Source organism: Pseudomonas sp. GNP013, assembly GCF_054343995.1.
In genome coordinates, this window is the sequence record NZ_JBTGUT010000001.1 from 5,299,015 (window position 1) to 5,320,413 (window position 21,399).

Consider the following 21,399-nt stretch of genomic DNA (forward strand, 5'->3'; position numbering starts at 1 on the left):
GCTTACTCCGGCAGCAGGCTTTCGCCAGCATACAACTCGGCTACCGTCTCGCGGCGACGCACTTCAAATGCTTGATCACCGTCCACCAGCACCTCGGCGGTACGCCCGCGCGTGTTGTAGTTGGAACTCATGACAAACCCATAGGCGCCGGCCGAATGAATGGCCAGCAGATCGCCTTCGGCGAGCGCCAGTTGACGATCCTTGGCCAGGAAGTCGCCGGTCTCGCAGATCGGCCCGACGATATCGTAGGCGCGCGCTTCGCTGTCGCGAGGGGCCACGGCGGTGACATTCATCCATGCCTGGTACAGCGCCGGGCGGATCAGGTCGTTCATCGCCGCATCGACGATGGCGAAATCCTTGTGTTCGGTGTGCTTGAGGTACTCGACCTGAGTCAGCAGCACGCCGGCATTGGCGACGATGTAGCGGCCTGGCTCGAACAACAGCGCCAGGTCGCGGCCTTCGATACGCTCGCGCACAGCCTGGATGTAGTCGGCGATCAGCGGCGGCTCTTCGTCGCGATAACGCACCCCCACACCGCCACCGAGGTCGATATGGCGCAGGTAGATGCCGCAGTCGCCGAGGCGGTCGACCAGCGCCAGCAGGCGGTCGAGGGCATCGAGGAACGGTGGCAGGCTGGTCAGTTGCGAGCCGATGTGGCAGTCGACGCCCAGCACGTCCAGGTTCGGCAGTTGGGCGGCGCGGATGTACACGTCTTCGGCGTCGGCAATGGCGATGCCGAACTTGTTCTCTTTGAGACCGGTGGAAATGTACGGGTGGGTGCCGGCGTCGACGTCCGGGTTGACGCGCAGCGAGATCGGCGCGCGAACGCCCAGCTCGGCGGCCACCACCTGCAGGCGCTCCAGCTCGTCGGTGGATTCGACGTTGAAGCAGTGCACGCCTACTTCCAGGGCGCGGCGCATGTCGTCGCGGCTCTTGCCGACACCGGAGAACACAATCTTGTCAGCCTGGCCGCCGGCGGCGAGCACGCGCTCCAGCTCGCCACGGGACACGATGTCGAAACCGGCGCCCAGACGCGCCAGGACATTGAGTACGCCCAGGTTGGAGTTGGCCTTGACTGCGTAGCACACCAGGTGCGGCACGCCGTTCAGCGGGTCGGTGAAGGAGCGGTACTGCGCCTCGATGTGCGCACGCGAGTACACGTAGGTCGGGGTGCCAAAGCGCTCGGCAATTGCCGACAACGCCACGCCTTCCGCGAACAGTTCACCGTCCCGGTAGTTAAAAGCGTCCATGGTGTTCCCTTAGTAAGTGTCGTGCTTGTGCGCTTTTGAAGGCTTCTGCGACGATTGCGCCTGTTCGTTGGGGTCTTTGCTGTCATCGGGCAGGTACAGTGGGCCTTTTTGTCCACAAGCACTAACGAGGCAAGCGACCGCGACGAGCGCAGCAAGGGAAGAGATCAGGCGCTTCATGGCGAAATCCTTGAATATGCATTAATTGCGCCCGAGTATACCGACCACCCGGCAGCTTGCCTATGCGCCGAAATACCCGTCCGGCGGGGGTTTGCCGACTTGTTCGGGAATAGAGCTACGCTGGCCGGTGATAATTCGTACCGTCATCGGTAATGAAATCGGTATCCGTTGCATTCACGCAGGCGCCTCCGTATCGTGCGGCGCTTGAGCAGAACCCGACACTTTTGAGGTTGCCACAATGAGTTTGACCGAAGCCCGTTTTCACGATCTGGTGGATTCTACCCAGCAGGCGCTGGAGGATATTTTCGACGACAGCGGCCTGGACGTGGACCTGGAAAACTCGGCCGGCGTGTTGACGGTCAAGTTCGAGAACGGCACTCAGTTGATCTTCAGCCGGCAGGAACCGTTGCGGCAGTTGTGGCTGGCGGCACGTTCCGGTGGTTTTCACTTCGACTACAACGAAGAAGACAACAACTGGCAGTGCGATACCAGCGATGAGCTGCTCAGCGAGATGCTGACCCGTCTGGTTCTGGAACAATCCGGCGCCGAGCTGGATTTCGACGAGATTTGACCGTGAGCCAGCCTGCCCCCACGCGTCCGCCCAAGCCGCTGTTCAGTAATGTGAGCCCGGCGGTGCCGTCACCTTGTATCAGTTTGTGTCGCCTGGACGATGAGAAAGTCTGCCGTGGCTGCTTCCGTCACGTGGAAGACATCCGCGAATGGCGCTCCGCCGACGATGCCCGGCGGCGCACTATCTGTGCCGAGGCCGAGCAGCGCCGGGCACTCGCCTGAGGTCGTCTTGTTTATTTGTGACGCTGTGGTAGTGTCCGACTACGCCTCAACCCATCGAGGCCCGTGAGAACCCCGCCTTTCCTGGCGGGGTTTTGCTTTTTTGTGCAGAAAAAAGGAGTCTGCCTGAATCATGACCACCGCACCGTCCATCATCCTCACCCGTCTTGACGTGCAGCGTCTGGAGCAACTGATCGACCGCCTGGGCGACGAGTTTCCCGGTGTCGAAGCGTTGCAAGCCGAACTCGACCGCGCCGACGTGGTTGGCCACGATGAAGTGCCTGCGGGTGTCGTGACCATGAACTCCAGCGTGCATTGCCGCGAGCAAGGCAGCGGCAAGGACTACCACCTGACCCTGGTGTACCCAAAGCACGCGAATGCCGACGAAGGCAAGGTTTCGATCCTGGCGCCGGTCGGCAGCGCGCTGCTCGGCCTGCAGGTTGGCCAGCACATCGACTGGCCGGCGCCCGGCGGCAAGACTCTCAAGCTGGAGTTGCTCAGCGTCGAAGGCCAGCCAAAGGACGGCGGCGCCTTTCCGCTTTAAATCTGGCTGAGTGCCTCGTTCAGCGACACTTCCAGTTCGGCCTTGTAGCGCAGGTACAGGTTGCTCGGACTTTGCACATCACCGAGCAGGCCGGACAGGTCGAGGTCGGTGATGTAGCAGCGGTAGCGCTCGGTTTCCCGGCGTTGCCCGACGATTTCCCGGGCGACCACGGTGAACAGCTGGTCGCCGAATTCCAGTTCGCAAAACTCCCGCTGATTGCAGTACAGGGTAATGCCCACCTGGCCTGGCGCCGCCCTGGCGATGATTGCCTGCACCTCATAAAAGGGCGTGTTGGCCGGCGTCGAAGGCGCCGGACGCGGCTCGACCCCGCGCGCGCGGGTGCTGCCCGAAGGCAGCAGTTGGTAATACAGGACGTGGACTGCGCCCTGCGGTTGCTGTGGGTCAAGCGGCGATAACGCGTCACGCCGATAGATGATCGATTGCAGAAAACGCTGCAACGGCGCCAGCAGGCTCTGCTCGTCGTGAAACGGCAAGCGCTGTTGCCAGAGCGCATTGAACTCATCCAGCACATACAGCTCGGCGAAGCCTTCATTGACCCGGTAGAACACCTGCACGCAATCGGCCAGGCCCATCGGCAGCAACAGCGCCAGGTCGTGACCTTCCAGGGCCATGGCATCCAGGTGCCAGGGACTGTAACTGGCCAGTTCTTCGCCGAGGTAGGCGATCAGTGCTTGCTGAGTCGGCAGCGACACATGGTTGGCCTGACCCGGCGTCAATTCCATTACGTGATAGTGCTGTTGTACCTGCAGCAGGTAACGGTGGTTGGATTGCCCCAGCATCAAGTGTTGCGCGGTGTCGAAAATCTCCTCCACGCGCTGGGCAATGAACGGCGCACGGTTGTGGCAGAAGCAGCGCACGCGCAGGCGCGGCAGATGGTCGAGAGGCAACTGGTTGAGGTAGTCGCGCAGGCAATCGAGTAGCGCGTGGTGCCCGTCGTAACGGCTGACCATCACCTCGTTCCAGCTGTTGAGGGTGACCTGGTCCAGGGTCAGCACCAGGTTGTCGCGCACACCGGCGTAACTCAGGGAGTCGGTGCGCTCGGTGGTCATCAGGATATTCAGGTCGCGGTGGTGCTTGAGCGGATCGACGCCGACGTTGATCAGCAGCAACACCTCGTCGGGCACCGCCGAGCGCAGCAGGCGGGTTTCATCGACGCTGGGCAAGGGCAGGGGGAGGGTTTGCTGCAGGCTGCCCAGCAGGTTGAACAGTTCGAACTCGGTCATGTCGCTGGTCCCCGGGTGCAGGGCCAGGCGTGTGCTGCTGTCGATCACGCCGTTGCGGTGGCACCAGGTGAGCATTTCGAGCAGGTCACGGCTGCGCTTGATCGGTGCAAAGTGCTCCCACTCCAAGGCGGTGAGGCTGCCGTTGTACAGGCCCCAGTGGTGCTGGTCGGGCTCCTTGCGGTTAGGCGACTGCACCAGCGTCAGCGTGTCTTCGGCCAGGTCCGGGGCAATGCCGGGGTTGATGAATTCGACCTTGCCGGCCTTGCGCTCGAACGCTGCGTACAAGCGCCGGCCCAGTACATTGAGGTCGCGCCTGTTGATCAGGCTGACGGTCTGTTCGGTGCGGGCGAACTGGGTCAGGAACCGGTAACTGTAATTGAGCTCGCTGACCAGGGCGCGGCGCTCGGCCGCCACCTGGCGCACTTTCCACTGGCTGCGGCTGTCCAGCAGGGCCAGTTGGCGCGGGTCCCAGCCCCACTCATCGGCCAGGCGTTCGAGCAGCAAACGTTGCCAACTAGCGGTGCGCTGGCCGGCGCTGAGCTTGCAGTTGACCTTCAGGTACAGTGCACGTCGTACCAGCTCCAGGCGCTCGGGTTCGTTGCGCGCGTTGAGGTATTCCTCGATACGGCGGTACACCACGATGTATGGATCCAGCTCATCCAGGTCCATACGGTCGGCGAACACGGCGCGTTTGAAGCGCAGGCTCAGGCAGTCCACGTTCGGGTGTTCGCTGGCGTAGACCTCGGTCAGCAACAGCTTGAGCAGCGACTTGTAGGGTGACTCGATACCTTTGAACAGTTGCCAGAGCCCGGCGCCAATGAATTCGCCCGGGGGAATGCGTGCCAGGTGGCCGAGGTCGAGGGTTTCATCGGCGCGGATAAAACGCTTGGCAATCAGCGTGTGGGTGAACTCGGCATATCGCGATTCTTCGTACACCGGCACCAGCCACCAGATCGGGGTGCGACCGGCCAGCCAGATGGCGGTGCGGTAGAACTCGTCCAGCAGCAGGTAGTGCTGAGTGGTGCCGCAATCGTCGGAACTCAGTTGCGTATCGCGCTCCCCCAGCACAAACCGCGTCGGCTCGATCAGGAAGAAATGCGCCTCGGCGCCCAGGGTCAGCGCCCAGGCTTCCAGCAACTGACATTTTTTACGCAGTTCGGCCAGTTCGATGTCGCCAAGGTCTGCGGCATGACACACCCACACGTCCATGTCGCTCTGGTCCGCCTGGGCCAGAGTGCCCAGGCTGCCCATCAGAAACAGGCCGTGGATCGGCCTGGGCTGGTTGCCGGGGCGCGGCTTGTAGGAGAACGAGCGGGTCAGCCGCTGGGCTTCGGCCAGGGCCTGGGCATCGGGTTCGAAATTCGACAGTCCGGCCGGCGTGCTGCCCGATACGTAGCCGGGCAACAGCGGATGGTTGACGTGGAAAAACAGCGGAAGCAGCGTCAATACGCTGTGCTGGCGCGGCGTCAGCCCTTCGACGGCACGGGCCATGCGACCTTCGTTGAGCGCCATGAAGCGCCCACGCAGTTGGGCCAGCACCTTGCGGTCGATGCCCTCGTCCAGGTCAGGGCGTATTTCATGGGTGCGGGTCATGTCGAACTCGGTGGCTCGCAGAGCCCGACGCGGGCGGCCGTGTAGGAGTCTACAGTCAGATGCGCAGGAGTTTTAGAGGGGAGTGGTGTTTAGTGTCGGAATTTTTCGCTCACCCACAGCAACGCCCGCGGAATCCGCAGGCAGCGGACTCCATGGGCGGTATCAGGTGTCAGGCGGCTTCTTTTTGGGTGGTGCTCAGGATGGTCAGCAGCCCTTGGGCGTGTTCGGCAGCATCGCGACCAAGGCTGGTCAGATAGCCACCATCGGGCTGGGTAATCAGTTCTTTGTCAAACAGGCGCCTGGCGGCGGCAACGGCAGTGGGGGCGGCGGTCTGATGGACTTTCAGGCCTTCCTGGGAGCTGTCCAGGTTGAAGAGTGCAAGGATTTCCAGTTCGGCAACCAACTCAGGGGTATACGACATAAGGACTCCAGACTTTCTAAATTTATTAGAGGCTAGCAGGCCATAAGGTGAACGCACTTTGCCGAACTGTCCAGCGTGTTGCTGCGTGCCGGGCTTATTCCTTTTCCGGTGGCAGCTCAGGCAGTGCCCGCAACGCTGTTTCGTACCAGTGGGTATCGAAGGGGCGGTCTTCGTCGAGCATCGCGTCGATCTCGAACGCCAGCACATGGGCCATCAAATTCAGGATGTCTTCGCGCTCGTAACCCACCAGCGTCAGCTTGTTGAACACAGCTTTGGCAGCCGGCGGGTTGTCGCTTTCGATCTGATTTTCGATTGCTTCGATCAGCGTGTTTTCAGTGAATTCTTCTTCGTCGTTGTCGATGTCGGTTGGCTCGCTCATGGCAGGCTCCTCAAGGAAAGGGCGCCAGTCTACCTCCATTCAGGTGGGTGATGCTGCTGGTCAGGCAGGTCGCGAGGATCTATAACGCTTGCAGCCAACCCCGCACACGGCCTGGAGGCTTTGCGATGCTCAAGCTTTACGGATTTTCGGTCAGCAACTACTACAACATGGTCAAGCTGGCGCTGCTGGAAAAGGGGCTGCCCTTTGAAGAGGTGCCTTTTTATGCCGGACAAACTCAGGAAACCCTGACGATCAGCCCGCGCGGCAAAGTGCCCGTGCTGGAGGTAAAACAGGGTTTCATCAACGAAACCAGTGTGATCCTCGAATACATCGAGCAAACCCAGGAAGGGCCGGCGCTGTTGCCGGGCGACCCCTTCGCGCGGGCCCAGGTGCTGGCGCTGTGCCGGGAAATCGAGCTGTACATCGAGTTGCCCGCCCGCGCGTGTTTCGCCGAGGCATTTTTTGGCCTGTCGGTGCCGGAGGCGATCAAGGAAAAGTCCCGCGCCGAGTTGCTGTTGGGCGTTGGTTCCCTGGGGCGTCACGGCAAGTTTGCGCCGTATGTGGCGGGGGAGAGCTTCACGATTGCCGACCTGTACTTCATGTACAGCTTGAACCTGGCGTGTGGCGTGGGCGAGAAGCTGTTTGGCCTGGATTTGCTGGCTGAGTTGCCGAAGGCGAGGGCGTTGCTCGAGCGTTTGAATGACATGCCGAACGCACGTAAGGTCGAGGCGGACCGGCAGGCGGCGATGCCGGCGTTTCGGGCGATGATTGCGGCGAAAAAGTAAGCCAGTGTGAGAGGGGGCTTGCTCCCGATAGCAGTATGTCAGTCAGCACATGTGTTGGCTGACTCTGCGCTATCGGGAGCAAGTCCACTCCCACCGTTGGAATGCATTCCAGCGGGGGAGCTGCTCGCCTGCAATGGTTTCAGCGGCTGGCGAGCAGCGCCTGGCCGCGCGCGACCGCAGCTTTCACCTGTGCCGGTGCAGTGCCGCCGATGTGATTGCGGGCATTCACCGAGCCTTCCAGGGTCAGTACAGCGAACACGTCCTGCTCGATCTGGTCGCTGAACTGGCGCAGTTCTTCCAGGCTCATTTCTGCCAGGTCCTTGCCGCTGTCCACGCCGTACTTCACCGCATGCCCGACGATTTCGTGGCAGTCGCGGAACGGCAGGCCACGGCGCACCAGGTAGTCGGCCAGGTCTGTCGCGGTGGAGAAACCACGCAAGGCCGCTTCACGCATGATCGCGTGTTTGGGCTTGATCGCCGGGATCATGTCGGCGAACGCGCGCAGCGAGTCGCGCAGGGTGTCGGCGGCGTCGAACAGCGGTTCCTTGTCTTCCTGGTTGTCCTTGTTGTAGGCCAGCGGCTGGCCTTTCATCAGGGTCAGCAGGCCCATCAGCGCGCCGAATACGCGGCCGCTCTTACCGCGAACCAGCTCGGGCACGTCGGGGTTTTTCTTTTGCGGCATGATCGAGCTGCCGGTGCAGAAGCGGTCCGGCAGGTCGATGAACTGGAATTGCGCGCTGGTCCACAGCACCAGCTCTTCGGAGAACCGCGACAGGTGCATCATGGCGATGCTGGCGGCAGCGCAGAATTCGATGGCGAAGTCACGGTCCGACACGCCGTCCAGGGAGTTGCCGCCCACGGCATCAAAGCCCAGGAGTTGCGCGGTGTATTCGCGGTCGATCGGGTACGTGGTGCCGGCCAGTGCGGCGCTGCCCAGGGGCATGCGGTTGGCGCGCTTGCGGCAGTCCACCAGGCGCTCGTAGTCGCGGCTGAGCATTTCGAACCAGGCCAGCAAATGATGGCCGAAAGTCACTGGCTGCGCGGTCTGCAGGTGGGTGAACCCTGGCATGATGGTGTCCGATTCACGCTCGGCCTGCTCCAGCAAACCCTTTTGCAGGCGTGTGATTTCGGCCAGGATCAGGTCGATTTCATCGCGCAGCCACAGGCGGATATCGGTGGCCACCTGGTCGTTACGGCTGCGACCGGTGTGCAGCTTCTTGCCGGTTACGCCGATGCGGTCCGTAAGGCGCGCCTCGATATTCATGTGCACGTCTTCCAGATCGACGCGCCAGTCGAACGTGCCGGCTTCGATCTCACCGCCAATGGTGGTCAGACCGTCGATGATGCTGTCGCGCTCGGCATCGGTCAGCACGCCGACCTTGGCCAGCATCGTAGCGTGGGCGATGGAGCCCATGATGTCGTGGCGGTACAGGCGCTGGTCGAAATTAACGGAGGCGGTGAAGCGGGCGACGAAGGCGTCGACGGGTTCACTGAAGCGGCCGCCCCAGGACTGGTTGGTCTTGTCGGTGCTCATGGATTCGCTCGTGGTCTGCTTGAAAGAGGCGTGGAATGTGGCGCCGATAATAACAGGGTTGCCCTTGGAGGCGCTGCTGCGGGTGATCGGCAATTTATTTGTGCCAGAGGTGGCCAAGCGCCTTGCCGCCGGCCGCGTCCGAGACGAGACTGCAAGCGCGGGCTTATTGATACGATATTTGACGATTGAGCAATATCGTTCTGGCGAGCGTCTACAGTTGGACTGACAGTGTATGAACGCACCAAAGTCGGGTAATGCGGTCAGAGGCTGACTGTCCATTGAAAAAGGGGGTATTCGGATTGTGTATCAGCAAACCCTACGAAGATGCCCGGAGGCAGCAGGTCCTGGGCGCTAATGAACAGGTCCGGGTAAACATGGGTGCCGCTGCCGGGGCACTTTTTGCCGTTCGTACCAGTCTTAGCGTGGATCGCTGTGACGCAAGTCACCGCACCTGTCTACGCTATCCTTGTGCGAGACTCACGCAGGAATCCAGCGCAATATGAATGTCCTGATCGTTGATGACGAACCCCAAGCCCGCGAGCGTCTGAGCCGTCTGGTCAAAGAGCTCGAGGGTTATACAGTCCTGGAACCGAGTGCCACCACCGGCGAAGAGGCGTTGACGCTGATCGACAGCCTCAAGCCCGACGTAGTGCTGCTCGATATTCGCATGCCGGGCCTCGATGGCCTGCAAGTCGCAGCCCGCCTGAGCGAGCGCGAATCCCCGCCGGCGGTGGTGCTGTGTGCGGCAGAGGAAGAATTTTCTGCGCAGACCCTGGAAGACAGCGGTGTGAGCTTTCTGACCAAACCGGTGGCCGGCGAAGGTCTGCTCAAGGCCCTGAAAAAAGCCGAGCGCCCGAACCGCCTGCAACTGGCCGCCCTGACTCAGCCTGCCGCCCAAAGCGGTAACGGGCCGCGCAGCCATATCAGCGCGCGTACCCGCAAAGGCATCGAGCTTATCCCACTGGATCAGGTGGTCTATTTTATTGCTGATCACAAGTACGTGACCTTGCGTCACGAGGCCGGCGAAGTGTTGCTCGACGAGCCGCTCAAGGCGCTTGAGGATGAGTTTGGCGAGCGCTTCGTGCGCATCCATCGCAATGCGCTGGTGGCCCGTGAGCGTATCGAACGTTTGCAGCGCACGCCGCTGGGACACTTTCAGTTATTTCTCAAAGGGCTCAATGGCGATGCGTTGATCGTGAGTCGGCGCCATGTCGCCGGCGTGCGCAAGATGATGCAGCAGCTTTAGCCCCACGGATGGGGTGCTGCCCGTGCTGATTCAAGTCAAGGCGCACTGGCCTGAGCTGTTATTATCTGCCGTATCTACCCAGTACGGATCGTTCAATGTCTCTTCGCGAAATCCGCATCGCCACCCGTAAAAGTGCCTTGGCCTTGTGGCAGGCCGAATACGTCAAGGCTCGTCTTGAGCTGGCCCATCCGGGCCTCAAGGTGAGTCTGGTGCCCATGGTCAGTCGCGGCGACAAGCTGCTCGACTCGCCACTGTCCAAGATTGGCGGCAAGGGTCTGTTCGTCAAGGAACTGGAAACCGCACTGCTGGAAAACCACGCCGACATCGCCGTGCACTCGATGAAAGATGTGCCCATGGACTTCCCTGAAGGCCTGGGCCTTTTTTGTATCTGCGAGCGTGAAGACCCACGTGATGCCTTTGTCTCCAATACTTACGCATCCCTGGATGAGCTGCCCCTTGGCAGCATCGTCGGCACGTCGAGCCTGCGCCGTCAGGCCCAGTTGCTCACGCGTCGTCCGGACCTGCAAATCCGCTTTCTGCGGGGCAACGTCAACACCCGCCTGGCCAAGCTGGATGCCGGTGAATATGACGCGATCATTCTGGCCGCCGCCGGTTTGATCCGCCTGGGCTTCGAAGACCGTATCACCTCGGCGATCAGCGTCGAAGACAGCTTGCCCGCCGGCGGGCAGGGCGCGGTAGGCATCGAATGCCGCACCGTCGACAGTGAAATCCACGCGTTGCTCAAGCCGCTGGATCACCAGGACACCGAGGTGCGGGTCACCGCCGAGCGCGCCCTGAACAAACACCTCAACGGCGGCTGCCAGGTGCCCATTGCCTGCTACGCGGTGCTTGAGGGCGAAAACCTGTGGCTGCGCGGGCTGGTTGGCGACCCGGACGGTGGTTTGCTGCTCACCGCCGAGACGCGCGGGCCACAGCGTGAAGCGACGGCACTGGGCATCCAGGTGGCCGAAGCATTGCTGGAAAAAGGCGCCGGCGCCATTCTGCAAAAAGTTTACGGCGAGGCCGGACCGCAGTGAGCGGCTGGCGGGTGCTGCTGACGCGGCCGGCCGAGGAGTCGACGGCCCTGGCGGCGTCGCTGGCCGACGCCGGTATTTTCAGCAGCAGCCTGCCCTTGCTGGACATCGAACCGTTGCCCGTCACCCCCGAGCAGCAGGCGGTGTTCCGTGACCTGGGCCGCTATTGCGCAGTCATCGTCGTGAGCAAGCCGGCCGCCCGCGCGGCCCTGCAACAGATGCAACCCCATTGGCGGCAAGTGCCGTGGTTCAGCGTGGGGGCCGCGACGGCGCAGGTATTGGCCGATCAGGGCCTCAAGGTTCACTGCCCGCAAACCGGCGATGACAGCGAGGCGTTGCTCGCATTGCCCGCTCTGCAGGAGGCCGTCTCACGTTCCGGTGCAAGGGTGCTGATCCTGCGCGGCGAAGGCGGACGGGAGTTGCTTGCGCAGTGTTTGCGCGCCAGAGGTGCTAGTGTCGACTATCTGGAATTGTATCGGCGTTTTCTTCCGACCTATGATTCGCGGGTGCTGGTACAACGCATCCAGTTGGAACGCTTGAACGGGCTGGTGGTCAGCAGTGGGCAGGGTTTTACACACCTGCAGGCCCTGGCGGGCGCCGATTGGCCGCTGGTGGCACAGTTGCCATTGTTCGTGCCCAGCCCGCGAGTCTGTGAGATGGCGCAGGCTGCCGGCGCAGAAAAAGTTGTGGATTGTCGCGGTGCGAGTGCCGCGGCTTTGTTAGTGGCGTTACGGAGTTATCCCGTTCCCACTCTCTGATACGCAAAGGACGGATACGTGAGCGAAACAGCCTTGCCTAAAGATGAGACTCAGCCCGCGCTCGATGCGCCGGACGAGACACCGGTTACCGCGCCACGCCGTGGTAATGGCCTGGCAATCGTCGCCTTGCTGCTCGGCGCCGCAGGCGTTGCCGTTGGCGGTTGGGGGGTGTGGCAGGTGCGTGCGCTGCAAGCCAGCAGCCAGCAACAGCTGGGCCAGGTGCAGACCCTCGACGACCAGTCCCAGAGCCTCAAGCAGAGCCAGCAGCAACTGGCCGCGCGTCTGGCGCAACTGCCGGCTGCGGATGAACTGGAAGAGCGTCGGCGCCTGGTTGCCCAATTGCAGGGTGACCAGCAGCGACTGAACCAGCGCCTGGAAACCGTGCTGGGCGCCAGCCGCAAGGATTGGCGTCTGGCTGAGGCCGAGCACCTGATCCGCCTGGCGAGCCTGCGCCTGTCTGCCCTGCAGGACATCAACAGTGCCCAGTCGCTGGTCCAGGGTGCCGACGAGATCCTTCGCGAACAGAGCGATCCTGGCGCTTACGCCGCCCGTGAACAATTGGCCAAGAGCCTGGCGGCGCTGCGCAGCACCGAGCAGCCGGACCGCACCGGGTTGTACCTGCAATTGGCGGCCCTGCGTGATCAGGTGGTGCAACTGTCGGCTATCGCGCCGGAGTATTCACTCACCGAGCCCGCGTCCCAGGGGCGCCCTACCGACGATACGCAAAACCGCCTGAGCCAGTGGTGGGAACAGATTTCCCGTTACTTCCGCATCAACTTCAACCCTGACGACACGATTCGCCCATTGCTGGCAGGCCAGGGCCTGAATCAGGTGCGCCTGGCCCTCAGCCTGGCCCTGGAGCAGGCGCAGTGGGCGGCGCTCAATGGCGAATCGGCGGTGTACAGCCGCTCGCTGGGTGAGGCGCGCAGTGTGTTGCAGGACAACTTCAATCAGGACAATCCGCAGAGCAAGGCCATGCTGGCACGTATCGCCGAGCTTGAGCCCAAGGCCGTTTCGGTGGTGACGCCGGACCTCGCCGCGAGCCTGGCTGCTGTGCAGGCCTACCTCGAGCGTCGTCATTTGTCTGCCGATGAGGCCAAGGCGTCGGCAAGCAAGCCGACGACCCAGGAGTAGAGCCGATGAAGCGTTTCTATGTGATCCTGGTGCTGGCGATTGTCATTGCTCTGACTCTGGCTGTGGGCATTTCGAAACACACCGGCTACGTGCTGATTACCTATCCGCACCTGCTGCATTATGAGTCGAGCCTTTGGGCGACGCTGGTCGCGATCTTTGTGATCGGCCTGGTGATCTACCTGCTGCGGGTATTGCTGAGTCTGGTGATGACCTCCGGTGGTGTGGTCAACCCGTGGTCGCGGCGCAATCGCAGCCGTCGCGTGCAGATCGCAATCGAACAAGGCCAGATGGACCTCGCCGAAGGCCGTTGGGCCAGCGCCGAGCGCCATCTGCACCGCGCTGCCGAGGCGGAGCGTCAGCCTTTGCTTTACTACCTCGGCGCCGCCCGCGCCGCCAACGAGCAAGGGCGTTACGAGGAGTGCGACAGCCTGTTGGAGCGCGCGCTGGAGCGTCAGCCCCAGGCCGAACTGGCGGTCGCCTTGAGTCATGCACAGTTGCAGATGGATCGCGGCGATACCGACGGCGCGTTGACCACCCTGCAGGCCATGCATGCACGTCATCCTCATAACGCGCAGGTGCTGCGCCAGTTGCAACGTCTGCATCAGCAGCGTGGCGATTGGTCGTCGGTGATCCGATTGCTGCCCGAGTTGCGCAAGGACAAGGTGCTGCCTGCCGCCGAGCTGGCTGAACTGGAGCGCCGCGCCTGGGGTGAAAATCTCGGTCTGGCCGTACAGCGCGAAGAACAGGGCGAAGCGGGGTTGCAGTCGCTGGAGCGGGCTTGGCAGCAGCTGACATCCGCACAGCGTCAGGAGCCGCAACTGGTACTGGCCTACGCTGAGCAACTGCGCCAATTGGGGGCGGATGCGCAAGCCGAGGAAGCCCTGCGCGGTGCTATCAAGCGCGGCTACGACAGTCACCTGATCCGACTCTACGGTTTGCTGCGCGGCAGCGATCCGGCGCGGCAGCTGAAATTTGCCGAAGGCTGGCTCAAGGACCACCCTGGCGATGCCAGCCTGTTGCTGACTCTGGGCCGCCTGTGCCTGCAGAATAGTCTGTGGGGCAAGGCGCGTGACTACCTGGAAAGCAGCCTGCGGGTGCAGCGCAATCCTGAGGCCTGTGCTGAACTGGCACGCCTGTTGGCTCAATTGGGCGATACCGAGCGCAGCAACCAGTTGTTCCAGGAAGGCCTGGGCTTGTTGGACAGCCGGCTTCTGGCGTCTCCCTTGCCGGTCCCCGCACGGGTTTGAAGTAGGAAAAGTGATGTGGGTTGGCTCGGACGATTCTGAGGGTCAACCCATCAATTACCGCGTAACACCTGGTTCAGGTCGCCGCGTAGTAAATTCCTACCGACAGCTTCTTGAAGTCATCCAGGGTCTGACGGCATATCCCTGTGTTCTCGCGGAATTGTCTGCCCCTGCGCGTATTGAAAGGCGGCAGGACTTTCCTCTACCGTAACGACCTATCTCTTGCGGTACGGATAACAATGTCTTTGGCCCCTTCACGCTCCTTGTTTCTTCTGGCCTTCGTGGCCGGTGCGCTGACGTTGGGTGCGTCTTTTTATCTTGAGTACGGTGCGTTGTTACGGCCTTGTTTCCTGTGCCAGGTGCAACGCATCCTGATTGCCACCTTCGTGCTGATCAATCTTCTCGCCGCCCTCCATAATCCAAAACGTTCGGCCAGCTACTTTTACGGTCTGGCGAGCATGGGCTGCGCATTACTCGGTGCCGTTACGGCCGCGCGCCAAGTGCTGTTGCAGAATGCCGCTCCGGAGCAGACAGGCGACTGCTGGCCGAACCTGCAATACATGATTGAAAACCTGTCGCCATGGCAGGCGCTGCAAATGACGTTCAGGGGCACCGCCGATTGCGTCGAGATCAACTGGACACTGTTTGACCTGAGCCTTCCAGAGTGGAGCCTGTTGTTTTTCGTAGCGATGCTGATACTGGGCATCCTGCAGTTTTCACCGCTGTTGTCCGGTCGCCGAGCGGCCGTTGCGAGGCAATGACTGTGCAAGGCTATTCGTAGGACGGGATTAAACGCTTGTATGAACTTTCTGTCCTGCGTACCTTGAAGCCATAGTCATGCGGGCATAATCTGGCCCGCACGCGTCATTGAAACCGATTGTCAGTTGCAGCTTCGTGCGGCTGGCGCTTCACCGTTGAGTGTTGCGCGGCACAAGGCGAACGCATCCCCTAGGGAAGAGAGATCATCATGTTGGAAAGTTGCCGGAATGCCCAGGAACGCTGGGGTGGGGTGCACAAGCTGATAGACAGCTGGTTGAAGGCACGTCACGAACTGATTCGGTCCTTCGATGCGCTAGGCGCCAAGCCCGAAGCGCTGGCCGAAAACGGCGAATTGCTGCAGGACTTCTGCGGTGTGCTGATGGACTACGTGTCAGCCGGCCATTTCGGCGTCTACGATCAATTGACCAAGGAAGCAGAAGCCTTCGGTGATGAGCGTGGGTTGGAGTTGGCAGATACGCTTTATCCTCGCCTCGACGCGATCACTGAGAAGCTCGTTGCCTTCAACGACCTGTGTGATGCGGGCAAATGTGTTGCTGAAAAATTCAAAGAGTTGGGTGCATTGTTGCATGAGCGTTTCGAACTGGAAGATTGCCTGATCGAAGTGCTGCACAACGCTCACAAGGACGAGGCTGTGACCCAGGCCTGACCCTTGGCGGTACAAAAAACGGTGCGCATGTCGCACCGTTTTTTTTGGCTCAATGACGCGTGCCCAGCAATTCGATCTCAAACACCAGCGGTGTGTAGGACGGGATCAACTCTCCCGCGCCGTCTGCGCCATAGGCCTGCGCCGATGGAATCACCAGGCGCCATTTTGCGCCCACCGGCATCTGCTGCAACGCACTGCGCCAGCCGCTGATCACGCTGTCCAGGCGAAACCACTGCGGTTGCGTGCTCTGATCGAACACCGTGCCGTCCGGCAACCGACCCACGTATTTGACTTGAACCTGATCACTGGCTGCCGGCTTGTTGCCGTTACCCGGCGTCAGCTCCGTGAGCAGGATTCCATCGGCCAATTCGCGCACACCGGGCGCGGCTTTTTCCTTGGCGAGAAAGTGTTGCTCGGCGGCCAGTGCCTTTTCACTTTGGGGCGCCTGTGCATCGGCCTCAGTCTGTGCCTCGTGCTGGGCAAGCAGTTTTTCGATACGCGCGCTGTCCAGCGCCAACGGCTTGCCTTGATAGGCTTGTTTGAGTCCGTCGATCAGGGCCTGGATCTGCAGGTCGGGGACTTCCTGGCGCAGCCGTTCACCAAGACTGGCGCCCAGGCTGTACGCGAGGTCATGCTGGTCTTGGGTAGCCGCGCTGGACGGCGATTGTTCGCTCGCGTCAGCGACGCAAACACTCAAGCCAAGCACAAGAAAAAGGTAACGCGACATGGGCATGCTCCCGCCGAAAGTGCGACGGATTATGCCAGTGTGGAAGGGTAAAAAGTGTCGTGGATTCCGGTCAGGCCGATAAGAATTTTCGCAGGGCGCAACGCAAGTCAATCGATACTGTCAACATGCGCTAGCGGCGGTAAGAGCAGAGGGCTAGTATGAGCCGCACCCACGTCAGTCAGGAGGTAAACCATGTCGGCCAAACAGAAGCCTGTTAATACCCCGTTGCATTTGCTCCAACAACTGTCGGGCAGCCTGCTCGAACATCTGGAAAGCGCTTGTGCCCAGGCCTTGGCCGATGCAGAAAAACTGCTCGCCAAACTGGAAAAACAACGCGGCAAAGCGCAGGAAAAGCTGCACAAATCCCGCACCAAACTGCAAGACGCCGCCACTGCAGGCAAGTCCAAGGCACAAGCCAAGGCCAAAGACGCAGTCAAAGAACTCGAAGACTTGCTGGACGCTCTCAAAGATCGCCAGTCTGAGACCCGCACTTATATTGCCCAACTGAAAAAAGACGCTCAGGAAAGCCTGAAGCTGGCCCAGGGCGTTGGTCGTGTGAAAGAGGCCGTCGCCAAGGCCCTGGGCGCGCGTACGCCAGCCAAAGCGGTCGCGGCAAGCACGGCTAAAAAGCCTGCGAGCAAGGCCGCTGCAGCGAAGGCTCCGGCTAAAGCCGCTGCCAAGCCAGTTGCTAAAACAGCCGCTGCAAAACCAGCTGCCAAGCCAGTTGCTAAAACAGCCGCTGCGAAACCAGCTGCCAAGCCGGTTGCTAAAACAGCTGCTGCAAAACCAGCTGCCAAGCCAGTTGCTAAAACAGCCGCTGCGAAACCAGCTGCCAAGCCGGTTGCTAAAACAGCTGCTGCAAAACCAGCTGCCAAGCCAGTTGCTAAAACAGCCGCTGCGAAACCAGCTGCCAAGCCAGTTGCCAAAACAGCTGCTGCAAAACCGGCCGCCAAGCCAGTTGCCAAAACAGCTGCTGCAAAACCAGCTGCCAAGCCGGTTGCTAAAACAGCTGCTGCAAAACCTGCTGCCAAGCCGGTTGCTAAAACAGCTGCTGCAAAACCAGCTGCCAAGCCGGTTGCTAAAACAGCTACTGCAAAACCAGCTGCCAAGCCAGTTGCTAAAACAGCCGCTGCGAAACCGGCCGCCAAGCCAGTTGCTAAACCAGCTGCTGCAAAACCGGCCGCCAAGCCAGCTGCCAAACCTGCTGCTGCAAAACCAGCACCGGCCAAGCCTGCTGCATCGACCGCTACTTCGACAGCATCCACCGCTCCAACCGCACCGGCCAGCAGCACCTCTGCACCGGCAGCACCAGGCACCACGCCAACCAGCGCTTCCTAAGTGCTGGCAACCACGACGCGCAGTTGCTGGAGCGCGTTGTGGTCAAGGTTGGCGACTTCGGTCGCCAGGCCTTCAAGCCATCCGTAGTGACCCTTCGCCTCATCCTGCGGCCAGCCCTGCGCCAGTTGTTCCAGGCGAGTCAACAGCGCCCGTTCCGCTTCCAGTTCCAGCGCCTTGACCGCCGTGCGTAACGGCTCCAGTTGACCCTCCTGCTGCGCCAATTCACGCCATTGCACGCGTAGCGCTCGCAACGGCTCGACAACCTGTTCGCGCCACGGACGAGCAAGCTGCTGCAACGCCTCCAGACGTTCGGCCTTCGGCGCTACGCCCCGCGCCTCCAGCCAGGCGCCACACAGTAAGAGGCACACATCCGCGCCAGTTTCCTGCAAGCGCAGGCACGCGGCTTCGACGCCGGGACGGGCGTAGGTCGATAGGGCAAAGCTCCACAGGTCAGCGCACATATTCACACCCAAGCCAGCGGCCAACGAAGCTGGTAGACTCCGCCGCCATTATGATCCGACTTCAAAGCCTAACATTACAGCGTGGCCCGCAACGTCTTCTTGAAGATGCCGAGCTGACCCTGCACGCCGGTCACAAAGCCGGCCTGATCGGTGCCAATGGCGCCGGAAAATCCACGTTGTTCGCCTTGTTGCTCGGTGAGCTGACCCCGGATTCCGGAGACTGCCTGCTGCCGGCCGACTGGCGCATCGCCCATATGCGCCAGGAGATCGACACCCTGGACCGCATCGCGATCGACTACGTGCTCGATGGCGACCTGCGTCTGCGTCAGGTGCAACACGACCTCGCCGAGGCCGAGAAAGCCCAGGACGGCGCCGCCCAGGCCCGCCTGCACGCCGAGCTGGACAGCGCCGATGGCTACACCGCCGACGCCCGCGCGCGCAAAATGCTCGCCGGCCTGGGGTTTGCCAACGAACAGATGGACCGTCCGGTCGCCGACTTCTCCGGCGGCTGGCGCATGCGCCTCAACCTGGCCCAGGCGCTGATGTGCCCCTCCGACCTGCTGCTGCTCGATGAGCCGACCAACCACCTGGACCTCGATGCGATCCTGTGGCTGGAAGACTTCCTCAAGAACTACCAGGGCACCTTGCTGCTGATTTCCCACGACCGGGATTTCCTTGACGCCGTGGTCGACAACATCGCCCACGTCGAACAGAAGAAAATCACCCTCTACCGTGGCGGCTACACCGCCTTCGAGCGCGCGCGCGCCGAACGCCTGGCCCAGCAGCAACAGGCGTTCGAGAAACAACAGGCGCAGCGGGCGCACATGGAAAGCTACATCGCAAGGTTCAAGGCCCAGGCCACCAAGGCGCGCCAGGCACAGAGCCGCATCAAGGCCCTGGAGCGCATGGAAGAACTGTCGGCGGCCCACGTGGATTCGCCGTTCGACTTCGTGTTCCGCGAGTCGGTGAAAATCTCCAGCCCGTTGCTGGACCTCTCGGATGCGCGCCTGGGTTACGGCGACAAGACCATCCTGGAGAAGGTCCGGCTGCAGCTTACGCCGGGCGCGCGCATTGGTTTGCTCGGCCCCAACGGCGCGGGCAAGTCGACGCTGATCAAGAACCTGTCCGGTGAGCTTTCGCCGCTGGCCGGCCGCCTCACCCGCGGCGAAAACACTGTGGTGGGCTACTTCGCCCAGCACCAGCTCGACTCGCTCGATTCCAAGGCCAGCCCGTTGCTGCACCTGCAGCGGCTGGCGCCGACCGAACGTGAACAGGTCCTGCGCGATTTCCTCGGCGGTTTCGACTTCCGTGGCGCGCGCATCGATGAACCGGTGCTGAACTTTTCCGGTGGCGAAAAGGCCCGCCTGGCCCTGGCTTTGATCGCCTGGGACCGGCCGAACCTGCTGCTGCTCGACGAACCGACCAACCACCTGGACCTGGAAATGCGCCTGGCGCTGACCATGGCCCTGCAGGAGTTCAGCGGCGCGGTTCTGGTGGTGTCTCACGATCGTCACTTGCTCAAGAGCACCACCGACAACTTCCTGCTGGTGGCTGACGGCAAAGTCGAAGAGTTCGATGGCGACCTGGATGACTACGCGCGCTGGCTGACCGATTACCGTCTGCGCAACGCGCCGGCCAGCAACACGCCAGTCAACCCGGACAAGACCGACAAGAAGGCCCAGCGCCAGGCCGCTGCCGCCTTGCGCCAGCAGTTGGCGCCGCACAAGCGCGAAGCCGACAAGCTGGAAGCTGAGTTGGGCAAGGTGCACGAGCGCCTGGCCAGCATCGAAGCCAGCCTGGGTGACAGCGCCGTGTACGAGGCCGCACGCAAGGATGAGTTGCGCGACCTGCTGGCCGAGCAGGCCAGACTCAAGGTGCGTGAAGGCCAGTTGGAGGAAACCTGGATGGAAGCCCTCGAACTGCTGGAATCCCTGCAAGCGGAGCTGGAGGCGCTGTCCTGATGGAAGCGCTGCAACTGCCACTGCCGGCGCAATGGGTGGCGCCGATCTGGATCGGTGTGCAGATCCTGCTCATCCTGCTGGCCGGCTATTTTGCCCAACGCTTCGTTGCCAAGGGCCTGACTCGCCTGGGTGAGCGCTACCCGTTCCCGCCCCAGTTGCTGATGCCCCTGCGCGGTGGGCTGCGCTGGCTGATCATGGGCAGTGCGTTGATCTTCGTGCTGGGCCGCCTGGGCGTGTCCGCCACGGTGTTGTGGACGGCGTTGTCAGGGTTCGTGGCGGTGGCGGCGGTGGCGTTTTTCGCCATGTGGTCGGTGTTGTCCAACCTGCTGTGCGCGATTTTGATCTTTACCGTCGGGCCGTTTCGCCTGGGTGACATCGTCGAACTGGTGGACACCGTCGACAAGCCCGGCGTTAAGGGGCGCGTGGTCGCGATCAACCTGCTTTACACCACGTTGATCGAAGTGGAAGAGGCCGGCACCAACAGTGCCATTGTGCAGGTGCCCAACAGCCTGTTCTTCCAGCGTTCGGTGCGGCGCTGGCCCGGCAATATCTCGCCGCTGTAAAAAACTGATAGCCAGCCTTCATTCGGCGGCGTTAGCTTAGGGCACAACAGCAAACTCCCCCTTGAGGTGTGCAATGGCACTCGACACATGGCTGGCGTTTTTCCTCGCCAGTTGGATCATCTCCCTGTCCCCTGGCGCGGGCGCTATCGCCTCGATGTCCAGCGGCCTGCAATACGGTTTTGCGCGTGGCTACTGGAACGCCATTGGCCTGCAACTGGGCCTGGCGATGCAGATTGCCGTGGTGGCGGGGGGGCTGGGTGCCATTCTGGCGACGTCGTCCACCGCGTTCTATGCGATCAAATGGTTTGGCGTGGCGTATCTCGTGTACCTGGCCATCAAGCAATGGCGCGCCTTGCCCATGGACCTCACCGATGACGCCACTCCGCGCCAGATCGGCAAGCCGATGGCCATGATGTTTCGCGGTTTCCTGGTCAATGCCAGCAACCCAAAGGCCTTGGTGTTCATGCTGGCGGTGTTGCCGCAGTTCGTGAATCCGCAGGCGCCGCTGGCGATCCAGTACCTGATCATCGGCGCGACCATGATCAGCGTCGACATGATCGTGATGGCCGGTTACACCGGGCTGGCCTCCAAAGTCCTGCGCCTGTTGCGCACGCCCACGCAGCAGAAGCGCGTGAACCGCACGTTCGCCGGGTTGTTCGTGGGGGCAGCAGGTTTCCTCGCCAGCCTGCACCGCGCCACGGCATAACGTGCACTGAACACAGATCAACCTGTGGGAGGGAGCAAGTCCCCCCACAGTGGTGTGTGGCGGTGTCAAATAAGCTTGAGTCCAA

General features: G+C 61.7%; 24 protein-coding genes. 16 read left to right on the forward strand and 8 right to left on the reverse strand.

What is annotated here, in order from left to right; all coding sequences use genetic code 11:
- Nucleotides 1-2 precede the first annotated feature (2 nt).
- Together lysA and lptM are read right to left on the reverse strand one after the other, a co-directional pair.
- Nucleotides 3-1,250 carry a diaminopimelate decarboxylase gene (gene lysA, locus ACXX81_RS23360; protein WP_231422795.1) on the reverse strand — a complete coding sequence of 416 codons (1,248 nt, stop codon included), beginning with the start codon at nucleotides 1,248-1,250 and terminating at the stop codon, nucleotides 3-5.
- 9 nt (nucleotides 1,251-1,259) lie between these two features.
- A complete protein-coding gene (gene lptM, locus ACXX81_RS23365; protein ID WP_003195417.1) occupies nucleotides 1,260-1,427 on the reverse strand; it encodes an LPS translocon maturation chaperone LptM in 168 nt (55 codons plus the stop codon).
- Nucleotides 1,428-1,665: 238 nt separating this feature from the next.
- Here lptM and cyaY point away from each other — a divergent pair, with 238 nt between their 5' ends.
- From cyaY to rnk, 3 genes are all read left to right on the forward strand, one after another.
- The gene (gene cyaY, locus ACXX81_RS23370) at nucleotides 1,666-1,998 is read left to right on the forward strand and encodes an iron donor protein CyaY (RefSeq protein ID WP_231422794.1); all 333 of its coding nucleotides are present in this window, start codon (nucleotides 1,666-1,668) and stop codon (nucleotides 1,996-1,998) included.
- A 2-nt stretch (nucleotides 1,999-2,000) separates the two neighbouring features.
- Entirely contained in the window at nucleotides 2,001-2,219 is a 219-nt protein-coding gene (locus ACXX81_RS23375) for a DUF1289 domain-containing protein (protein ID WP_209986307.1), read from the forward strand.
- Between the two features lie 130 nt (nucleotides 2,220-2,349).
- Nucleotides 2,350-2,760 (forward strand): nucleoside diphosphate kinase regulator, encoded by a 411-nt coding sequence (gene rnk, locus ACXX81_RS23380; RefSeq protein ID WP_209986305.1) that lies wholly within the window; start codon nucleotides 2,350-2,352, stop codon nucleotides 2,758-2,760.
- On the opposite strand, the gene ACXX81_RS23385 is transcribed toward rnk, so the two are convergent.
- The 3 genes from ACXX81_RS23385 to ACXX81_RS23395 all read right to left on the reverse strand — a co-directional run bounded on the left by ACXX81_RS23385 (nucleotide 2,757) and on the right by ACXX81_RS23395 (nucleotide 6,397).
- Nucleotides 2,757-5,597 (reverse strand): class I adenylate cyclase, encoded by a 2,841-nt coding sequence (locus ACXX81_RS23385; RefSeq protein ID WP_458572474.1) that lies wholly within the window; start codon nucleotides 5,595-5,597, stop codon nucleotides 2,757-2,759. The two genes, rnk and ACXX81_RS23385, sit on opposite strands and share 4 nt — an antisense overlap.
- Nucleotides 5,598-5,766: 169 nt before the next feature.
- Nucleotides 5,767-6,018, reverse strand: coding sequence for a TIGR02647 family protein (locus ACXX81_RS23390; protein ID WP_209986299.1), 252 nt, complete (start codon nucleotides 6,016-6,018; stop codon nucleotides 5,767-5,769).
- 94 nt (nucleotides 6,019-6,112) lie between these two features.
- The gene (locus ACXX81_RS23395) at nucleotides 6,113-6,397 is read right to left on the reverse strand and encodes a hypothetical protein (protein ID WP_209986296.1); all 285 of its coding nucleotides are present in this window, start codon (nucleotides 6,395-6,397) and stop codon (nucleotides 6,113-6,115) included.
- Nucleotides 6,398-6,522: 125 nt separating this feature from the next.
- Here ACXX81_RS23395 and ACXX81_RS23400 point away from each other — a divergent pair, with 125 nt between their 5' ends.
- The gene (locus ACXX81_RS23400) at nucleotides 6,523-7,182 is read left to right on the forward strand and encodes a glutathione S-transferase family protein (RefSeq protein WP_231422791.1); all 660 of its coding nucleotides are present in this window, start codon (nucleotides 6,523-6,525) and stop codon (nucleotides 7,180-7,182) included.
- A gap of 139 nt (nucleotides 7,183-7,321) precedes the next feature.
- On the opposite strand, the gene argH is transcribed toward ACXX81_RS23400, so the two are convergent.
- Nucleotides 7,322-8,716: an argininosuccinate lyase gene (argH, locus tag ACXX81_RS23405; protein ID WP_057006391.1), complete on the reverse strand. Its 1,395-nt coding sequence runs from the start codon at nucleotides 8,714-8,716 to the stop codon at nucleotides 7,322-7,324.
- On the opposite strand from argH, the gene ACXX81_RS23410 reads away from it, so the two are divergent.
- The 8 genes from ACXX81_RS23410 to rsd all read left to right on the forward strand — a co-directional run bounded on the left by ACXX81_RS23410 (nucleotide 8,703) and on the right by rsd (nucleotide 15,558).
- Entirely contained in the window at nucleotides 8,703-8,942 is a 240-nt protein-coding gene (locus ACXX81_RS23410; protein ID WP_209986291.1) for a hypothetical protein, read from the forward strand. The genes argH and ACXX81_RS23410 overlap by 14 nt on opposite strands.
- 273 nt (nucleotides 8,943-9,215) lie before the next feature.
- Entirely contained in the window at nucleotides 9,216-9,962 is a 747-nt protein-coding gene (locus tag ACXX81_RS23415) for a LytR/AlgR family response regulator transcription factor (protein ID WP_209986288.1), read from the forward strand.
- A gap of 95 nt (nucleotides 9,963-10,057) precedes the next feature.
- On the forward strand, nucleotides 10,058-10,999 hold the full coding sequence (gene hemC / locus ACXX81_RS23420) for a hydroxymethylbilane synthase (RefSeq protein ID WP_231422790.1): 942 nt from the start codon (nucleotides 10,058-10,060) through the stop codon (nucleotides 10,997-10,999).
- On the forward strand, nucleotides 10,996-11,754 hold the full coding sequence (locus ACXX81_RS23425; RefSeq protein WP_458572475.1) for a uroporphyrinogen-III synthase: 759 nt from the start codon (nucleotides 10,996-10,998) through the stop codon (nucleotides 11,752-11,754). Before hemC ends, ACXX81_RS23425 begins: the two co-directional genes overlap by 4 nt.
- An 18-nt stretch (nucleotides 11,755-11,772) precedes the next feature.
- Nucleotides 11,773-12,888 (forward strand): uroporphyrinogen-III C-methyltransferase, encoded by a 1,116-nt coding sequence (locus ACXX81_RS23430; RefSeq protein ID WP_458572476.1) that lies wholly within the window; start codon nucleotides 11,773-11,775, stop codon nucleotides 12,886-12,888.
- A gap of 5 nt (nucleotides 12,889-12,893) precedes the next feature.
- Nucleotides 12,894-14,135: a heme biosynthesis protein HemY gene (locus tag ACXX81_RS23435; RefSeq protein WP_209986282.1), complete on the forward strand. Its 1,242-nt coding sequence runs from the start codon at nucleotides 12,894-12,896 to the stop codon at nucleotides 14,133-14,135.
- A gap of 236 nt (nucleotides 14,136-14,371) precedes the next feature.
- Nucleotides 14,372-14,893: a disulfide bond formation protein B gene (locus tag ACXX81_RS23440; protein WP_231422801.1), complete on the forward strand. Its 522-nt coding sequence runs from the start codon at nucleotides 14,372-14,374 to the stop codon at nucleotides 14,891-14,893.
- 206 nt (nucleotides 14,894-15,099) lie between these two features.
- Entirely contained in the window at nucleotides 15,100-15,558 is a 459-nt protein-coding gene (rsd, locus tag ACXX81_RS23445) for a sigma D regulator (protein WP_169896174.1), read from the forward strand.
- A gap of 49 nt (nucleotides 15,559-15,607) precedes the next feature.
- Here the strand turns inward: rsd and ACXX81_RS23450 are convergent, their stop codons facing one another.
- Nucleotides 15,608-16,285: an FKBP-type peptidyl-prolyl cis-trans isomerase gene (locus tag ACXX81_RS23450; RefSeq protein WP_209986279.1), complete on the reverse strand. Its 678-nt coding sequence runs from the start codon at nucleotides 16,283-16,285 to the stop codon at nucleotides 15,608-15,610.
- 192 nt (nucleotides 16,286-16,477) lie between these two features.
- Here ACXX81_RS23450 and ACXX81_RS23455 point away from each other — a divergent pair, with 192 nt between their 5' ends.
- The gene (locus tag ACXX81_RS23455) at nucleotides 16,478-17,623 is read left to right on the forward strand and encodes an AlgP family protein (protein ID WP_458572477.1); all 1,146 of its coding nucleotides are present in this window, start codon (nucleotides 16,478-16,480) and stop codon (nucleotides 17,621-17,623) included.
- On the opposite strand, the gene ACXX81_RS23460 is transcribed toward ACXX81_RS23455, so the two are convergent.
- Nucleotides 17,620-18,084 carry a TIGR02444 family protein gene (locus ACXX81_RS23460; protein WP_209986271.1) on the reverse strand — a complete coding sequence of 155 codons (465 nt, stop codon included), beginning with the start codon at nucleotides 18,082-18,084 and terminating at the stop codon, nucleotides 17,620-17,622. The two genes, ACXX81_RS23455 and ACXX81_RS23460, sit on opposite strands and share 4 nt — an antisense overlap.
- Before the next feature lie 50 nt (nucleotides 18,085-18,134).
- Here ACXX81_RS23460 and ACXX81_RS23465 point away from each other — a divergent pair, with 50 nt between their 5' ends.
- The 3 genes from ACXX81_RS23465 (at nucleotide 18,135) to ACXX81_RS23475 (ending at nucleotide 21,314) form a co-directional block, all read left to right on the forward strand.
- Nucleotides 18,135-20,045: an ATP-binding cassette domain-containing protein gene (locus tag ACXX81_RS23465; RefSeq protein WP_209986266.1), complete on the forward strand. Its 1,911-nt coding sequence runs from the start codon at nucleotides 18,135-18,137 to the stop codon at nucleotides 20,043-20,045.
- The gene (locus tag ACXX81_RS23470) at nucleotides 20,045-20,608 is read left to right on the forward strand and encodes a mechanosensitive ion channel family protein (RefSeq protein WP_057006403.1); all 564 of its coding nucleotides are present in this window, start codon (nucleotides 20,045-20,047) and stop codon (nucleotides 20,606-20,608) included. Before ACXX81_RS23465 ends, ACXX81_RS23470 begins: the two co-directional genes overlap by 1 nt.
- A 73-nt stretch (nucleotides 20,609-20,681) precedes the next feature.
- On the forward strand, nucleotides 20,682-21,314 hold the full coding sequence (locus ACXX81_RS23475) for a LysE family transporter (protein WP_209986263.1): 633 nt from the start codon (nucleotides 20,682-20,684) through the stop codon (nucleotides 21,312-21,314).
- Nucleotides 21,315-21,399 lie beyond the last annotated feature (85 nt).

Bases quoted from the DNA above. Each gene is read 5' to 3' on its own strand.
- lysA (WP_231422795.1), bottom strand. From the start codon at position 1,250: ATGGACGCTTTTAACTACCGGGACGGTGAACTGTTCGCGGAAGGCGTG.
- lptM (WP_003195417.1), bottom strand. From the start codon at position 1,427: ATGAAGCGCCTGATCTCTTCCCTTGCTGCGCTCGTCGCGGTCGCTTGC.
- cyaY (WP_231422794.1), top strand. From the start codon at position 1,666: ATGAGTTTGACCGAAGCCCGTTTTCACGATCTGGTGGATTCTACCCAG.
- rnk (WP_209986305.1), top strand. From the start codon at position 2,350: ATGACCACCGCACCGTCCATCATCCTCACCCGTCTTGACGTGCAGCGT.
- ACXX81_RS23385 (WP_458572474.1), bottom strand. From the start codon at position 5,597: ATGACCCGCACCCATGAAATACGCCCTGACCTGGACGAGGGCATCGAC.
- ACXX81_RS23390 (WP_209986299.1), bottom strand. From the start codon at position 6,018: ATGTCGTATACCCCTGAGTTGGTTGCCGAACTGGAAATCCTTGCACTC.
- ACXX81_RS23395 (WP_209986296.1), bottom strand. From the start codon at position 6,397: ATGAGCGAGCCAACCGACATCGACAACGACGAAGAAGAATTCACTGAA.
- ACXX81_RS23400 (WP_231422791.1), top strand. From the start codon at position 6,523: ATGCTCAAGCTTTACGGATTTTCGGTCAGCAACTACTACAACATGGTC.
- argH (WP_057006391.1), bottom strand. From the start codon at position 8,716: ATGAGCACCGACAAGACCAACCAGTCCTGGGGCGGCCGCTTCAGTGAA.
- ACXX81_RS23415 (WP_209986288.1), top strand. From the start codon at position 9,216: ATGAATGTCCTGATCGTTGATGACGAACCCCAAGCCCGCGAGCGTCTG.
- hemC (WP_231422790.1), top strand. From the start codon at position 10,058: ATGTCTCTTCGCGAAATCCGCATCGCCACCCGTAAAAGTGCCTTGGCC.
- ACXX81_RS23435 (WP_209986282.1), top strand. From the start codon at position 12,894: ATGAAGCGTTTCTATGTGATCCTGGTGCTGGCGATTGTCATTGCTCTG.
- ACXX81_RS23440 (WP_231422801.1), top strand. From the start codon at position 14,372: ATGTCTTTGGCCCCTTCACGCTCCTTGTTTCTTCTGGCCTTCGTGGCC.
- rsd (WP_169896174.1), top strand. From the start codon at position 15,100: ATGTTGGAAAGTTGCCGGAATGCCCAGGAACGCTGGGGTGGGGTGCAC.
- ACXX81_RS23450 (WP_209986279.1), bottom strand. From the start codon at position 16,285: ATGTCGCGTTACCTTTTTCTTGTGCTTGGCTTGAGTGTTTGCGTCGCT.
- ACXX81_RS23455 (WP_458572477.1), top strand. From the start codon at position 16,478: ATGTCGGCCAAACAGAAGCCTGTTAATACCCCGTTGCATTTGCTCCAA.
- ACXX81_RS23460 (WP_209986271.1), bottom strand. From the start codon at position 18,084: ATGTGCGCTGACCTGTGGAGCTTTGCCCTATCGACCTACGCCCGTCCC.
- ACXX81_RS23465 (WP_209986266.1), top strand. From the start codon at position 18,135: ATGATCCGACTTCAAAGCCTAACATTACAGCGTGGCCCGCAACGTCTT.
- ACXX81_RS23470 (WP_057006403.1), top strand. From the start codon at position 20,045: ATGGAAGCGCTGCAACTGCCACTGCCGGCGCAATGGGTGGCGCCGATC.
- ACXX81_RS23475 (WP_209986263.1), top strand. From the start codon at position 20,682: ATGGCACTCGACACATGGCTGGCGTTTTTCCTCGCCAGTTGGATCATC.